This is a genomic window from Agromyces lapidis, assembly GCF_009749405.1.
Taxonomy (GTDB): domain Bacteria; phylum Actinomycetota; class Actinomycetes; order Actinomycetales; family Microbacteriaceae; genus Agromyces; species Agromyces lapidis.
In genome coordinates this window covers 417,247-429,820 of the sequence record NZ_WBIQ01000001.1, presented here as the reverse complement: position 1 = coordinate 429,820, position 12,574 = coordinate 417,247, and the positions used below count along the sequence as shown (strand labels likewise).

General features: G+C 71.8%; 14 protein-coding genes. 6 read left to right on the top strand and 8 right to left on the bottom strand.

Translation table 11 applies throughout. The features are described 5' to 3' along the window. Nucleotides 1-27: 27 nt before the first annotated feature. From GQQ93_RS01825 to GQQ93_RS01815, 3 genes are read right to left on the bottom strand one after another with little or no spacing between them, the layout of a single operon-like run. Nucleotides 28-2,304, bottom strand: a complete 2,277-nt coding sequence (locus GQQ93_RS01825) for an MMPL family transporter (protein WP_157422501.1) — start codon at nucleotides 2,302-2,304, stop codon at nucleotides 28-30. Between the two features lie 60 nt (nucleotides 2,305-2,364). Further along, nucleotides 2,365-2,616: a zf-HC2 domain-containing protein gene (locus GQQ93_RS01820; protein ID WP_157422500.1), complete on the bottom strand. Its 252-nt coding sequence runs from the start codon at nucleotides 2,614-2,616 to the stop codon at nucleotides 2,365-2,367. Beyond that, the gene (locus GQQ93_RS01815; RefSeq protein WP_212277238.1) at nucleotides 2,613-3,260 is read right to left on the bottom strand and encodes a sigma-70 family RNA polymerase sigma factor; all 648 of its coding nucleotides are present in this window, start codon (nucleotides 3,258-3,260) and stop codon (nucleotides 2,613-2,615) included. Before GQQ93_RS01815 ends, GQQ93_RS01820 begins: the two co-directional genes overlap by 4 nt. A gap of 135 nt (nucleotides 3,261-3,395) precedes the next feature. On the opposite strand from GQQ93_RS01815, the gene aroA reads away from it, so the two are divergent. From aroA to bcp, 3 genes are all read left to right on the top strand, one after another. Next, nucleotides 3,396-4,766 carry a 3-phosphoshikimate 1-carboxyvinyltransferase gene (gene aroA, locus GQQ93_RS01810; RefSeq protein WP_157422498.1) on the top strand — a complete coding sequence of 457 codons (1,371 nt, stop codon included), beginning with the start codon at nucleotides 3,396-3,398 and terminating at the stop codon, nucleotides 4,764-4,766. Beyond that, nucleotides 4,763-5,803, top strand: a complete 1,041-nt coding sequence (gene rsgA / locus GQQ93_RS01805) for a ribosome small subunit-dependent GTPase A (protein ID WP_157422497.1) — start codon at nucleotides 4,763-4,765, stop codon at nucleotides 5,801-5,803. Before aroA ends, rsgA begins: the two co-directional genes overlap by 4 nt. Before the next feature lie 119 nt (nucleotides 5,804-5,922). Then, nucleotides 5,923-6,399 carry a thioredoxin-dependent thiol peroxidase gene (gene bcp / locus GQQ93_RS01800; RefSeq protein WP_157422496.1) on the top strand — a complete coding sequence of 159 codons (477 nt, stop codon included), beginning with the start codon at nucleotides 5,923-5,925 and terminating at the stop codon, nucleotides 6,397-6,399. 94 nt (nucleotides 6,400-6,493) lie between these two features. On the opposite strand, the gene GQQ93_RS01795 is transcribed toward bcp, so the two are convergent. Continuing rightward, on the bottom strand, nucleotides 6,494-6,985 hold the full coding sequence (locus GQQ93_RS01795) for a hypothetical protein (protein ID WP_246192004.1): 492 nt from the start codon (nucleotides 6,983-6,985) through the stop codon (nucleotides 6,494-6,496). A gap of 198 nt (nucleotides 6,986-7,183) precedes the next feature. Between GQQ93_RS01795 and GQQ93_RS01790 the strand changes: the two genes are divergently transcribed. Then, nucleotides 7,184-7,432, top strand: coding sequence for a WhiB family transcriptional regulator (locus tag GQQ93_RS01790; RefSeq protein ID WP_022888365.1), 249 nt, complete (start codon nucleotides 7,184-7,186; stop codon nucleotides 7,430-7,432). Between the two features lie 61 nt (nucleotides 7,433-7,493). Here the strand turns inward: GQQ93_RS01790 and GQQ93_RS01785 are convergent, their stop codons facing one another. Genes GQQ93_RS01785 through GQQ93_RS01775 form a run of 3 tightly spaced genes read right to left on the bottom strand, consistent with a single transcriptional unit; the run spans nucleotide 7,494 to nucleotide 10,888 of the window. After that, nucleotides 7,494-8,987 (bottom strand): sensor histidine kinase, encoded by a 1,494-nt coding sequence (locus GQQ93_RS01785; protein ID WP_157422495.1) that lies wholly within the window; start codon nucleotides 8,985-8,987, stop codon nucleotides 7,494-7,496. Between the two features lie 25 nt (nucleotides 8,988-9,012). After that, complete coding sequence (locus GQQ93_RS01780) at nucleotides 9,013-10,260, bottom strand: CpaE/TadZ family protein (protein WP_157422494.1); 1,248 nt, start codon at nucleotides 10,258-10,260, stop codon at nucleotides 9,013-9,015. Between the two features lies 1 nt (nucleotide 10,261). After that, nucleotides 10,262-10,888 (bottom strand): hypothetical protein, encoded by a 627-nt coding sequence (locus GQQ93_RS01775; protein WP_157422493.1) that lies wholly within the window; start codon nucleotides 10,886-10,888, stop codon nucleotides 10,262-10,264. 132 nt (nucleotides 10,889-11,020) lie between these two features. On the opposite strand from GQQ93_RS01775, the gene GQQ93_RS01770 reads away from it, so the two are divergent. Continuing rightward, a complete protein-coding gene (locus tag GQQ93_RS01770; protein ID WP_157422492.1) occupies nucleotides 11,021-11,314 on the top strand; it encodes a helix-turn-helix domain-containing protein in 294 nt (97 codons plus the stop codon). A 10-nt stretch (nucleotides 11,315-11,324) separates the two neighbouring features. Here the strand turns inward: GQQ93_RS01770 and GQQ93_RS01765 are convergent, their stop codons facing one another. Next, nucleotides 11,325-11,930 carry a hypothetical protein gene (locus tag GQQ93_RS01765; protein WP_157422491.1) on the bottom strand — a complete coding sequence of 202 codons (606 nt, stop codon included), beginning with the start codon at nucleotides 11,928-11,930 and terminating at the stop codon, nucleotides 11,325-11,327. 183 nt (nucleotides 11,931-12,113) lie between these two features. Between GQQ93_RS01765 and GQQ93_RS01760 the strand changes: the two genes are divergently transcribed. Further along, nucleotides 12,114-12,566, top strand: coding sequence for an Rv3235 family protein (locus tag GQQ93_RS01760; RefSeq protein ID WP_246192002.1), 453 nt, complete (start codon nucleotides 12,114-12,116; stop codon nucleotides 12,564-12,566). Nucleotides 12,567-12,574 lie beyond the last annotated feature (8 nt).

The window sequence follows — 12,574 nt, the reverse complement described above, 5'->3', positions numbered from 1 at the left end:
CGCCGCGGCGAGGCCCCGGCGGGCGGGTCAGTCCGCGCGGCGGGCCAGCTTGCTCGGCCACCAGATGACCCGGCCGAGGTCGTACGCGAGCGCCGGCACGAGCAGCGTGCGCACGAGGAAGGTGTCGAGCAGCACGCCGAACGCGACGATGAACGAGATCTGCACGAGGAAGAGGATCGGCAGCACGCCGAGCGCCGCGAAGGTCGCCGCGAGCACGAGCCCCGCGGAGGTGATCACACCACCCGTGAGCCTGAGTCCGCGGACGATGCCCGGCCGCGTGCCGAACTGCAACGACTCCTCGCGCACGCGGGTCATGAGGAAGATGTTGTAGTCGACGCCGAGCGCGACGAGGAACACGAAGCCGAACAGCGGCACCGAGGGGTCGGCGCCCGGGAACCCGAAGACGTGCTCGAAGACGAGCGCCGAGACCCCGAGTGCCGCCGCGAACGAGACCACCACGCTGCCGATGAGGATGAGCGGGGCCACGATCGAGCGCAGCAGCAGCATGAGGATCAGGAGGATCGCGGCGAGCACGAGCGGGATCACGAGGGTGCGGTCCGCGATCGCGGCGTCGTTCGTGTCGAGGGCGACCGCGGTCTGCCCGCCGACGAGCACCTCGGTGCCGACCTCGTCGAGCACGGTGCGGAGCTCGGCGACGGTCGCCTCGGCCTCCATCGAGTCGGACGGATCGGCGAGCGTCGCCTGCAGCATCACCTGCCCATCGACGACGGTCGGCTCGGGGGCCGGGGTTCCGGGCGGGCCGAAGGCCTGCACGCCGTCGGCGGTCACCGGGGCCGTGCCGGCCGGCGAGTCGGCCGAGACGACCGCGACCGAGTCGACGCCGTCGACCGCGAGGGCCGTGTCGGCCATCTGCTGCAGCTCGTCCTCGGGTCCGACGATCAGTGCCGGCGTCCCCGATCCGGCCGGGAAGTGCTCGCCGAGCAGCGCCTGCCCGTCGCGTGCCTGCGACTCGCCGAGCACGAACTCGCTCGAGGGCACCCCGTCGGAGTCGAGCTGTGCGAGGCCGAGCGACATGCCGGCGAGCGCGAGCACCGAGACGATCCACACGGTGCGGGGCCGCCGCGAGACGAGGCGGCCGACGCCGGCCCAGAGGCCGCGGTCGGGCAGGTCGTGCTCGTCGGGCGCGGATGCCTCGTGCAGCACCCCGGCCGCGTGGGCGCCGTGCGCGGGCTCGGCCTCGTCGCCGCGGTGGGCGATGCGTCGCGGCCAGAACGCCGCGCGTCCCGCCCAGAGCAGCAGCGCCGGCAGGAGGGTGAGCGCCGAGAGCAGGGCGAAGACGATGCCGATCGCGGCGACCGGCCCGAGGATCTTGTTCGAGGTCAGCTCGCTCGCGAGCAGGATGAGGAGCGCCACGATCACGGTGCCGCCCGAGGCCACGATCGGCTCCCACGATCCGCGCAGGGCCGCCCACGTGGCATCCCACCGCCGTTCGTACCGTGCGAGCGTCTCGCGATACCGCGAGATGTAGAGCAGCGCGTAGTCGGTCGCGGCGCCGATCACGAGGATGAAGAGGATGCCCTGGGTCTGCCCCGAGAGGAGCAGGATGTCGGCTCGGGCCAGTGCCACGACCGTGAACACCGAGGCGCAGAGCGCCGACATGCTCGTGAACAGCACGATGAACGGCAGCAGCGGCGAGCGGTAGACGACGATGAGGATGAGGAACACCGCGGCGAGCGCGACCGCGAGCAGAAGCCCGTCGATGCCCGCGAATGCGGCGCTGAGGTCGGCGGTGAAGCCCGCCGGACCGGTGACGGCCGACGTCGTGCCGTCGACGGCGTGCTCGTCGACCACCGTGCGCATCTCCGCGACGACGTCGGCGGGGCGCTCGGCCCCCTCCGAGGTGTCGACCGGCAGCACGATCTCGACGGCCTCGCCGTCGTCCGAGGCGATCACGGGCGACGCCTCGTCGCCGAGCACCCCGTCGACCTCGGTGAGCGCCGTGCGCAGCTCGTCGGCCGCGTCCAGCTGCGCCGTGCTGAGCTCCGAGCCGTCGTCGCTCGCGATGACGACGATCGCGGGGATCGCCTCGCTGTCGCGGAACTCGTCCGCGAGGCCCGCGACCTCGGTGGCTTCGGCCGAGGCGGGCAGGAACTGCGCCTGGTCGTTCGTCGAGACGTCGCTCAGCGAGCCGAACGCGGCACCGCCCGCGCCGAAGGCGCCGAACCAGATGAGGATGAGGACCGCGGGGATGAGCACGCGGAGCCACGTGGGGACGCGTGGGCGCTTCGGAGCAGGGGTGTCGATCACATCGTCGACGCTACGGGCGCCCCGTCGCCGCCGCATCGAACGAACGATTGAATCGCTCGTCGCTCATCGCTCGTCGCACGTCGCGCGCGGCCGGCGTCAGGCGATGGTGTGCGTCGACTGGTAGAGACGGATCTGCGTGAGCACCTGCACGCGCAGCTGCTCGGGCGCGCTCTCGCGGCAGGCCCGCTGCACGACCTCCGTGATCGCGACGCCGACGCGCAGCTCGGCCTGGCAGTCGACGCAGTTCTCGACGTGCTCGCGGATGTCGGTCGCGTCGACGGCCTGCAGCTCGTTGTGCAGGTACTCCTCGAGCTCGGCTCTCGCCTTCTCGCAGCCGCAGTCGGTCATTTCTTGCTCCTCGCGGGTTTGGGCGCCTTCTCGGCCGCGGCGAACCCCTGTTCGCGGGCGTAGTCGGCGAGGGACTCGCGAAGCAGACGCCGGCCACGGTGCAGACGGCTCATCACGGTCCCGATGGGGGTGTTCATCATGTCGGCGATCTCCTGGTAGGAGAAGCCCTCGACGTCGGCGAAGTACACGGCGAGCCGGAAGTCCTCGGGCAGCGCCTGCAGTGCGTCCTTCACGGCGCTGTCGGGCAGGTGGTCGATCGCCTCGGCCTCGGCCGAGCGGCTCGACCGGGCGGTCGTCGACTCGGCGCCGCCGAGCTGCCAGTCCTCGAGCTCGTCGATCGTGCCCTGGTACGGCTCGCGCTGCTTCTTGCGGTAGCTGTTGATGAAGGTGTTCGTCAGGATGCGGTAGAGCCACGCCTTCAGGTTCGTGCCCTGCGTGAACTGCCCGAACGCGGCGAACGCCTTCACGAAGGTCTCTTGAACGAGGTCCTGCGCATCGGCCGGATTCTTCGTCATGCGGAGCGCGGCGGCGTAGAGCTGGTCGAGGAACGGCAGCGCCTGCTCCTCGAAGAGTTCGCCGAGAGGCCGGGCCTCTTCGGAGGTCTCGGCTTCGGTCGGCGCCTGGTCGATCTCGTCGGCAGTCATCACCGTCAAGCTTAGATCGTCGGTTCCTCCGAGGTCCCCGCGCCGTGCTCCGAGCTGCTCAGCCGGCCGTTCGAGTACCGCAAGCGACATCCGCACCATCTCCTTCCGCGTCCCTGACGCTACTGTTGATAACCGATGCAGATTTCGAGGTATTCCGAGCCCGAGTTCGATCCGTACGGCGACAACAAGACGACCGAGACGGATGCCGGGTGGCGCGCGCCGCTCGCGACGTCGCCGCTGTCCGCGGTGGTGTCCCTTCCGGGGTCGAAATCGCTGACCAATCGCGAGCTCGTGCTCGCCGCACTCGCCGACGGCCCGTCGACCCTGCACGCACCGCTCTGGTCGCGCGACAGCGAGCTGATGGTCGAGGCGCTGCGCGCCCTCGGCACCGGGTTCGAGCGCGTGCCCGGCCGCGGCGAGTTCGGCGACGACCTGCGGGTCACCCCGGCCGACGAGCTGCTCGGGTCGACGACGATCGACTGCGGACTCGCGGGCACCGTCATGCGCTTCATGCCCGCGGTCGCCGCACTGGCGCTCGGCCCGACGACCTTCGATGGCGACGAGTACGCACGCAAGCGTCCGATGTCGGGCGTCATCGAGGGCCTCAAGGGGCTCGGCGTCGACCTCGACGACGACCGCCGCGGCACGCTGCCATTCACGGTGCACGGCACCGGCCGCGTCGCAGGCGGCGCCCTCGAGATCGACGCCTCGGCCTCGAGCCAGTTCGTCTCGGGCCTGCTGCTCTCGGCACCCCGCTTCGAGCAGGGGCTCGACCTCCGCCACGTGGGCGAACGGCTGCCGAGCCTGCCCCACATCGAGATGACGATCGAGACCCTCGCCGCTCGCGGCGTCGCGGTCGAGACCCCTGAGACCGGCCGCTGGGTCGTGGCGCCGGGGCCGATCCGCGCGATCGACGTCGAACTCGAACCCGACCTCTCGAATGCGGCGCCGTTCCTCGTCGCGGCGCTCGTCGCCGGCGGCTCGGTCACGATCGTCGGATGGCCGGGCGCCACCACGCAGGTCGGTGCGCAGCTCGCCGAGCTCCTTCCCCGCTTCGGCGCCCGCGTCGAGCGCGACGGCGACCGGCTCACGGTGCACGCGCCGACCCCCGCGCCCGGCGGCGGGCGCGGCATCCGGGGCGTCGAGCTCGACCTCTCGGAGGCCGGCGAACTCGCGCCGAACCTCGTCGCCCTCGCGGCCCTCGCCGACGAGCCGTCGACGATCACCGGCATCGGGCACATCCGCCACCACGAGACCGACCGGCTCGCCGCGCTCGCGACCGAGCTCAACGGCCTGGGCGGTCGGGTCGCCGAACTGCCCGACGGGCTGCGCATCGAGCCCGCGCCCCTCCACGGCGGCCCGTGGCGTGCATACGCCGACCACCGCATGGCGACCAGCGGGGCGATCATCGGCCTCGCGGTGCCCGACGTGATCGTCGACGACATCGCCTCGACGGGCAAGACGCTGCCGCAGTTCACCGCGCTCTGGGAGCGGCTGCTCGCATGACCTGGTGGAGCACCGACGACGACGAGGACGACGAGCCCGAGTTCGACGAGTCCGCCGTCCGGGTGCGTCCCAACCGGCGCGGCTCCCGACCCCGCACGAAGACGCGCCCCGAGCACGCCGATGCGATCGCGGGCATCGTGCTGGGCGTCGACCGGGGCCGCTACCACGTGCTCATCGACGAGGGCGGAGCCGATGAGCACGTGCTGACGGCCGCCCGGGCGAGCGAGCTGCGTCGCAAGTCGGTCGTGACGGGCGACCGGGTCGACCTCGTGGGCGACGTCTCGGGCGATGAGGGCAGCCTCGCGCGCATCGTGCGGGTGCAGGAGCGCACGACGCTCCTCCGCCGCAGCGCCGACGACACCGATGAGGTCGAGCGGGTCATCGTCGCGAACGCCGACCAGATGCTCATCGTCGTGGCGGCGGCGAACCCCGAGCCGCGGGTGCGGCTCATCGACCGCTACCTCGTGGCGGCGTTCGACGCCGGCATCCGCCCGCTGCTCTGCATGACGAAGACCGACCTCGCCGACCCCGACGAGTTCCTCCACAACTTCCCCGGCCTCGAGCTGCCCGTCTTCCGCTCGCGCAGCGACGAGATGCCGCTCGCCGAGATCACCGAGTCGCTCATCGGGCATCGCACGGTGTTCGTCGGGCACTCGGGCGTCGGCAAGTCGACGCTCGTCAACGCCCTCGTGCCGAGCGCCCACCGGGCGACCGGGCACGTCAACGTCGTGACCGGCCGCGGCCGGCACACCTCCTCGTCGACGGTGTCGCTGCGCATCGAGCACGACGGCCGCACGGGCTGGGTGATCGACACCCCGGGTGTGCGCTCGTTCGGGCTCGGCCACGTCGACCCGGCGAACATCCTCGGCGCCTTCACCGATCTCGCCCGCATCGCCGACGACTGCCCGCGCGGCTGCACGCACCTGCCCGATTCGCCCGACTGCGCGATCATCGAAGCGGTCGACGCGGGCGAGCTCGGCGAGACGGGCCGCGCCCGCCTCGACTCGCTGCAGCGACTGCTCACCACCTTCGCCTGAGGCGGACGCCGCCCGGCTGCAGCGCCGCCCGGCCCGGACCGGGCCGGCCCGGCCCCGCCTCGCCGCACATCGCCCGGCACGGAGCATCCGCACATCGAAGCGTGCCTACGATGGGTGACATGACCGATGCACGACTTGGCCAAGGCGACCTCGCCCCCGACTTCACGCTCGACGACCAGAACGGCGACTCCGTCACGCTCTCGTCGTTGCGCGGAACGAAGGTCGTCCTCTACTTCTACCCCGAGGCGATGACCCCGGGCTGCACCACCGAGGCCTGCGACTTCCGCGACAGCCTCAACTCCTTCCAGAGCGCGGGCATCCGCGTGCTCGGCGTCTCGAAGGACGAGGTCGACAAGCTCGCCCGCTTCGCCGAGCGCGACCGCCTGAACTTCACCCTGCTCTCCGACCCCGACCTCGCGGTGCAGCAGCAGTACGGCGTGTGGGGCGAGAAGTCGCTCTACGGCAAGATCGTGGTCGGCTCGATCCGCTCGACGTTCATCATCGACGAGGAGGGCCGCATCTCGCGGGCGATGTACAACGTGAAGGCCACCGGGCACGTCGCGCGGGTGCGACGCGAGCTCGGTCTCGACGCCTGAGCCGACCGTCGGGTCGGAACGACCCGACCGCCTCCCCGAACGGGCCCGGCCGCACCTGCGGCCGGGCCCGTTCGCGTCCGTCTGCGGCGCCGCGTCAGGCGGCGGGGTGATCCTCGGGGCGCGAGTACGCGATCCGCACGGGCGTCCAGAGCAGGAGGCCGATGACGGTGATGGCGGGCACGAGCAGCGCCCAGCCGAGGTCGGGGCGCGCGAAGAGCCCCTGGAATGCGCCGACGGCGACCGACACCTGCAGGATCTGCCAGACGATCGCCGCGGCACGCGACCACGGGGCTCGCCGCAACGAGGCGAATGCGACGGCGGAGACCCAGACGGCGCCGATCACCACGAGCACGAGGAGCGCGATCGCCGTCGCCATCGACGAGGGCTCGAGCGCGAACAGGTCGACGATGAGCCAGACCACGAGCCCCACCATGAGCAGCGCCTCGGCGAAGAGCACGACGCTCACGACCACGAGCGCCGTGCGCACGCCGCCGTCCTGCGCCGCCTCGACCGGCCGGTCAGCGCCCGACGGCTCGCTCGCGCCCTGGTCGGATGCCTCGGGCCGGGTCTCGTCGCGTCGATTCACAGCGTTGTCCCATACATGGCTATTGATTCGATCTCTCCACTATGCGACCATTTATGAGGTCGAATTGATGCTCACAGGGACGTGAGCCGATCAGTCATGATCCTACTTCCCGAGATTCGACTTTCCCCCTGCAGCAGCCCTCACGGGCAAGCGCAATCGTGCGCGTCTGCGAACGAAGTACACGCAAGGAGCATCTCCATGGATTGGCGCGACAAGGCCGCCTGCCTCACCGCAGACCCGGAACTCTTCTTCCCGGTCGGCAACACCGGCCCCGCCGTCGATCAGATCGAGAAGGCGAAGACGGTCTGCGCTCGCTGCACCGTCACCGAGATCTGCCTGCAGTACGCCCTCGAGACCGGCCAGGACTCGGGCGTCTGGGGAGGCCTCTCGGAGGACGAGCGCCGCGCCCTCAAGCGCCGCGCCGCTCGCGCCCGCCGCGCGGGCTGAGCCCCATCGCTTCGGATGCTCCGGGGCCCGCGTCAGGCGGGCACCGGAGCATCTTTCGCTGCTAGGCCTGGGTGATCCAGCGCAGCGGGATCTCGATCGTGACCTCGGTGCCACGACCGACCACCGTGTGCCAGTCGATCGTGCCGCCGAGCTCGCCCTGGATGAGCGTGCGCACGATCTGCGTGCCGAGTCCTTCGCCGACCTTGCCCTCGGGCAGGCCGGCTCCCGTGTCGCGCACCTGCACCGTGAGCTCGGTCTGCGAACGGTCGGCGCTGATCTCGACGTCGCCCTCCTGACCGGCGAGGCCGTGCTCGACCGCGTTCGTCACGAGCTCGGTGAGCGCGAGGGCGAGCGGTGTCGCGTACTCGCTCGGCAGCACGCCGAACGACCCCGTGCGCTTCGGGTGCGCCGTCGTGTTGTGCGCCGAGGCGACCTCGGCGACGAGCAGCAGCGCCCGGTCGAACACCTCGTCGAAATCGACGTTCTGCGAGAGCCCGGTCGAGAGCGTGTCGTGCACGACGGCGATCGCGCCGACCCGTCGCATCGCCTGCGTCAGCGCATCGCGCGCCTCGTCGGAGTGCGTGCGGCGCGCCTGGATGCGCAGCAGCGATGCGACGGTCTGCAGGTTGTTCTTCACCCGGTGGTGGATCTCGCGGATCGTCGCGTCCTTGGTGATGAGCTCCTGCTCCTGGTGACGGAGCTCGGTGACGTCGCGGGTCAGCACGATCGCGCCGGTGCGGTCACCGCGCCGGCGGATCGGGATCGCCCGCAGCGACACCGTCACGCCGCGCGACTCGACGTCGGTGCGCCACGGCGCCCGCCCGGTCACGACGAGCGGCAGCGACTCGTCGACGACGAGCTTGCCGCCGAGGAGCGCGGTCGTCACCTCGGCGAGCGACTGACCCTCGAGCTCGTCGTCGAAGCCCATCCGGTTGAACGCCGAGAGGGCGTTGGGGCTCGCGAAGGTCGTGATGCCGTCGACATCGAGTCGGATCAGGCCGTCGGACGCGCGTGGTGCGCCGCGGCGCGGCCCGGTGGGCGCCCCCAGGTCGGGGAAGTCGCCCGAGGCGATCATCTCGAAGAGCTCTTCGGCGCACTCGTTGAACGTGAGCTCCTGCCGACTCGGCGTGCGGGTGGCACCGAGGTTCGTGTGCCGGGTGATCACGGCGACGGGTTCGGCCGCGATCGCCGTGCCGGTCGCGGTGATGCGACGCATCACCGGCACCGCCCGCACGCGCGTCGGCATCTCCTCGTACCAGTCGGGGGCCGAGGAATCGGCGATACGGGCGGTGCCGAAGGCCTCGGTCACGAGGTCGCGCCACTGGGGCTTGATGCCCTGCCCGACGAAGTCGCGGTAGAAGAGCGTCGCCGCGCTCGACGGGCGCGAGTGCGCGACCGCGACGAAGTCGTCGTCGCCGGACGGCACCCACAGCACGATGTCGGCGAAGGCGAGATCGGCGAGCAGTTGGAGGTCGCCGACGAGCATGTGCAGCCAGTCGACGTCGGCCTGACTGCTGCGGCCCTGGGCGAGGACGAGTTCACTGAGGGTCGACACAGATCCAGCGTAGTGCGCGGATGCCTCAGCCTGCCGCAGCACGGCGGAGCAGCGGCAGCGCGAGCGTGCGGCGAGGGGCCGGCGCGGGTTCGGGCAGGATCGAGCCGAGCACGTACGCGCGCAGCGCCGCGCGGAGCGGAGCGCGTCCCGCTGCGTCGCGCAGGGTTCGCGCGCCGAGGATCGCGGCGTCGGCCGCCCGTCCGTCGTGAGGCAGCAGCACGGCGTCGGTGATCCCGGCGAATCGGCGCAGCGTCTGGCGCACCTGCGCGTGCGCATCGATGCCGAGCGCGCTCTGCCGGACTCGGTTGACGACCACGTCGATGCGCTCGGCGTCGACGAGCGACCCGAGCTCGTCGTACCCGCGCAGCAGCCGCGAGAGTCCGACCGGGTCGGCGAGGCCGACCGCGACCACCCGATCGGCGGATTCGAGCGCGGCGAAGGTCGCCGCGTTGCGTCGTGGCGCGAACTGGTCGCTCGTGAGCTCCTCGTCGCGTTCGAGGCTGAATCCGGTGTCGATCACGAGGTACTCGAAGTGCTCGCGCATCGTCGCGAGCACGCTCGTCACCCGCTCGTGCGAGAGTTCGGGCCACCGGCTCGGCCCGACGAGGCCGGTGAAGACGTCGAAGGAGGCGCGCGGCGCCGAGTAGCGCTGCGCGATGCGTTCGAGTTCGGCGCGGTCGAGCGCACCGGCACCGGCGAGCCGGCATGCCGAGGCGAACCCGGGCGCCTCGTCGAGCAGTCCGAGCACCGGGGCGATGCTGCCGCCGTACGGGTCGGCGTCGACGAGTGCGACGCGGTGGCCCGCCCCGGCGAGCTCGGCCGCGATGTTGACCGCCATCGTGGTGCGGCCGGGCGCACCGGCCGCGCCCCACACGGCGATGACCCCGGCCTGCGGGGCCGCACCGTCGCCTGCGCCGCCGACCCGTGAGGGCACGGCGACCCCGCCGTGTACGAGGGCCTCGAACTCGGCCCATTCGGCTTCGGCATCGACGAGTTCGTGCACCCCGAGCGCGCCGGCGTGAGCGCGCTCGGCGTCGTTCGCCGCGACCCCCACGAGACGGATCCCGCGATCGTCGCACGCGGCGAGCAGCTCGGCACTCAACGTGCCGCGGCCGGCCCCGACGACCACGACGTCGGGCGCCAGCATCTCGAGGCTCTCGACGACGTCGCGCCAGCCGACCAGCCGGGCGACCACCGTGTGGCCGTGTTCGACGAGGTCGGGCAGCAGGCGATCCTCGGTGGAGGCGTCGAGGGCGAGCGCGAGGCGGGCCATCTCAGTCGCCCGCCGATCGCGTCGCGACGAGATCGACGGCGTCGCCCGCGGCGAGCGCCTCGAGCAGGGCGGCGACCTTCTCGCGCGGGATCAGGAGTTCGACCGAGGTGCCTTCGGAAGCCATCATGCCGCTCTCCTCGACGAGTGCGGCGATCTCCGCCCCGCCGACGAGCACCTTGGGGGCTTCGAAGCCGCTGCGCTCGGTCGCCTTCGCCGACCAGACGTCGACCAGCGCCCCGGCCTCGAGTCCGCTCGGGAGCGCGCCCCGGCTCGGCACCACCACGGTCGACAGCCCGGTGCGGTCGGCGTCGTCGACGGCCGCGACCGGCACGAGCTCGCCGGCCCGCACGGTGCGCGCCACCACGAGGGACGACTCTGGCGCTCCGTCGACGAGGAGGTAGTGCTGCTCGCTCGCACCGAGTCGCACCGAGGCGACGTCGAGCGCGTCGAGCTCGAGCGGCGCGCCCGGCGTGAGCGTGTCGCGGGCGACGTAGACCTCGACCGTGTCGTCGAGGCCCGAGACGAGCGCCCAGACGCCGAGCGTCGAACCCGCGACGAGGACGAGGCCGATGAGGAGCCTGGGATCGAGCCGCACGGCTCCGCGTTCGCCTCGGCTGCGAGCGGTCATCGGTCCTGCCTCCTGTCGTCGACGCGGACGCGTCGCCACCCATCGTCACCCGAACCGCGACGAACGTCCCGAAGTTATCCACAGCGGCTCCGGCTCGCCCGCGCGCACCGCCATCGGGTCGATAATCGAGACATGACCTCAGCAGGTTCGGGCGGCGAGATCGGCCGCTTCCTCACGATCGCCGACGCGGCCGAGATCCTCGCCGTCGATGTGGCGACCGTCGATGAGCTGATCCGCAGCGGCGAGCTCCCGGCGATCCGGGTCGGCACGTCGGGCCCGTGGCGCATCGAGCGCGCCCAGCTCGAGGTCTGGATCGAGATGCAGTACGAGGAGACCCGCGTCGGCGTGGCGTGGAACGAGGGCGAGTTCGCGAACGTCGCCGAGCTCTCGGGGGTCCGCAGCGGCCGCATCCGCCCCGTCGAGTGACCGAACCGGCTCAGTCGAAGCGCACCAGCAGCAGCCGCGCGAGCGGCACGATGCGGTAGCCGAACACCTCGCGTTCGCGACGGGCACTGCCGCGCTCATGGAGGGCGAGGTCGAGGTGATCGCGTGCGACGCGGTCGATCGTGCCGTGCGCGGTGCCGTCGATCGTCGTGAGCTGCACGGCGGTGCGCCGCCGGCAGAGATCGCGCAGCACGAACGGCAGGCCGATGCGTTCGGCGAGTCGAACGGATGCCTCGGGCAGCACCACGAGGCTCGGGTCGAGCTGCCCGCGGCCGGGCAGGATCGCGGCGACCGCCGAGAGCGGCACGATGCACTGCTCGACCGGTCGCCCGTGGTGGCGGATCTCGGCGCTCATCCAATCGCGGCCGAAGCCGAGCGGGCGGACGCCCAGCACGGTGCCGCCCTGCAGCTCGATGCGCACGAGCTCGTCGCCCGCTGTGCCGTGTTCGCCCGCACGGGCGATGGCGGCCAGCCGGTCGCGCAGCGTCAGCCGACCGAGCCGCAGCCGCTCCTCCTCGAGCGCGAGGGCCCGCTGCTCGTCGTGCTGCTCGCGATCGAGCTGCGACTCGAGGTCGTCGAACAGCAGGTCCCAGCGCATGCAGCGACGCTACCCGGGTGACGCTCCGCGACGCCCGAGTTCTCCACAGCCCGAGAAATCTCTTGACACGCTTCGACGCCCTGCCTAAATTCACTGCAGTGAGTCACTTCTGTCCCCCTCTCGGGGGGTGAGCCTCGTCGCCGACCCGAACGGCCGGCGACTCCCAGCCCTACTGGAGCAATGATGACCGTACGCGATGCCGCAGCCGCCCGAACGGCTGCGGTGCAGGGCAGTGCCGCCCGCCACCTCGATCTCGACGACGACTACTTCGCACGCCAGCCGACGCGGAGCTCCGAGCTCCCCGATCCCGAGCCGCTGCTGCGCAATCTCACTCACTGCGTCCTCGAGTCCCTCGCCGGGGCGCGCGACCTCGAGCAGCTCGCCCGCTGGGTCACCGACGAGGTGTACCGCGCGCTGTCCAAGCGGGTCGTGCTCGCGGCCAGGGCGCGCCGGGTCAAGGGGCAGCAGGCGCAGCGCCCGACCTTCGCGATCGGTCGGGTGCACCTCCACGAACCTGCCGAGGGCGTCGTCGAGGCCGTCGTGATGGTGCATCAGCGCGTGCGCTCGCGTGCGGTGGCGATCCGCCTCGAGGGCTTCGACCGCCGCTGGCGCGCGAGCGCCGTCAGTGTGCTCTGAGCGCCCAG

Excerpts from the sequence above, each read along its gene's own strand:
- GQQ93_RS01775 (WP_157422493.1), bottom strand. The coding sequence starts at position 10,888 with ATGACCGCTCGCAGCCGAGGCGAACGCGGAGCCGTGCGGCTCGATCCC.
- GQQ93_RS01790 (WP_022888365.1), top strand. The coding sequence starts at position 7,184 with ATGGATTGGCGCGACAAGGCCGCCTGCCTCACCGCAGACCCGGAACTC.
- GQQ93_RS01815 (WP_212277238.1), bottom strand. The coding sequence starts at position 3,260 with ATGACTGCCGACGAGATCGACCAGGCGCCGACCGAAGCCGAGACCTCC.
- GQQ93_RS01820 (WP_157422500.1), bottom strand. The coding sequence starts at position 2,616 with ATGACCGACTGCGGCTGCGAGAAGGCGAGAGCCGAGCTCGAGGAGTAC.
- rsgA (WP_157422497.1), top strand. The coding sequence starts at position 4,763 with ATGACCTGGTGGAGCACCGACGACGACGAGGACGACGAGCCCGAGTTC.
- bcp (WP_157422496.1), top strand. The coding sequence starts at position 5,923 with ATGACCGATGCACGACTTGGCCAAGGCGACCTCGCCCCCGACTTCACG.
- GQQ93_RS01765 (WP_157422491.1), bottom strand. The coding sequence starts at position 11,930 with ATGCGCTGGGACCTGCTGTTCGACGACCTCGAGTCGCAGCTCGATCGC.
- GQQ93_RS01780 (WP_157422494.1), bottom strand. The coding sequence starts at position 10,260 with ATGGCCCGCCTCGCGCTCGCCCTCGACGCCTCCACCGAGGATCGCCTG.
- GQQ93_RS01770 (WP_157422492.1), top strand. The coding sequence starts at position 11,021 with ATGACCTCAGCAGGTTCGGGCGGCGAGATCGGCCGCTTCCTCACGATC.
- GQQ93_RS01760 (WP_246192002.1), top strand. The coding sequence starts at position 12,114 with ATGACCGTACGCGATGCCGCAGCCGCCCGAACGGCTGCGGTGCAGGGC.
- GQQ93_RS01825 (WP_157422501.1), bottom strand. The coding sequence starts at position 2,304 with ATGCGGCGGCGACGGGGCGCCCGTAGCGTCGACGATGTGATCGACACC.
- aroA (WP_157422498.1), top strand. The coding sequence starts at position 3,396 with ATGCAGATTTCGAGGTATTCCGAGCCCGAGTTCGATCCGTACGGCGAC.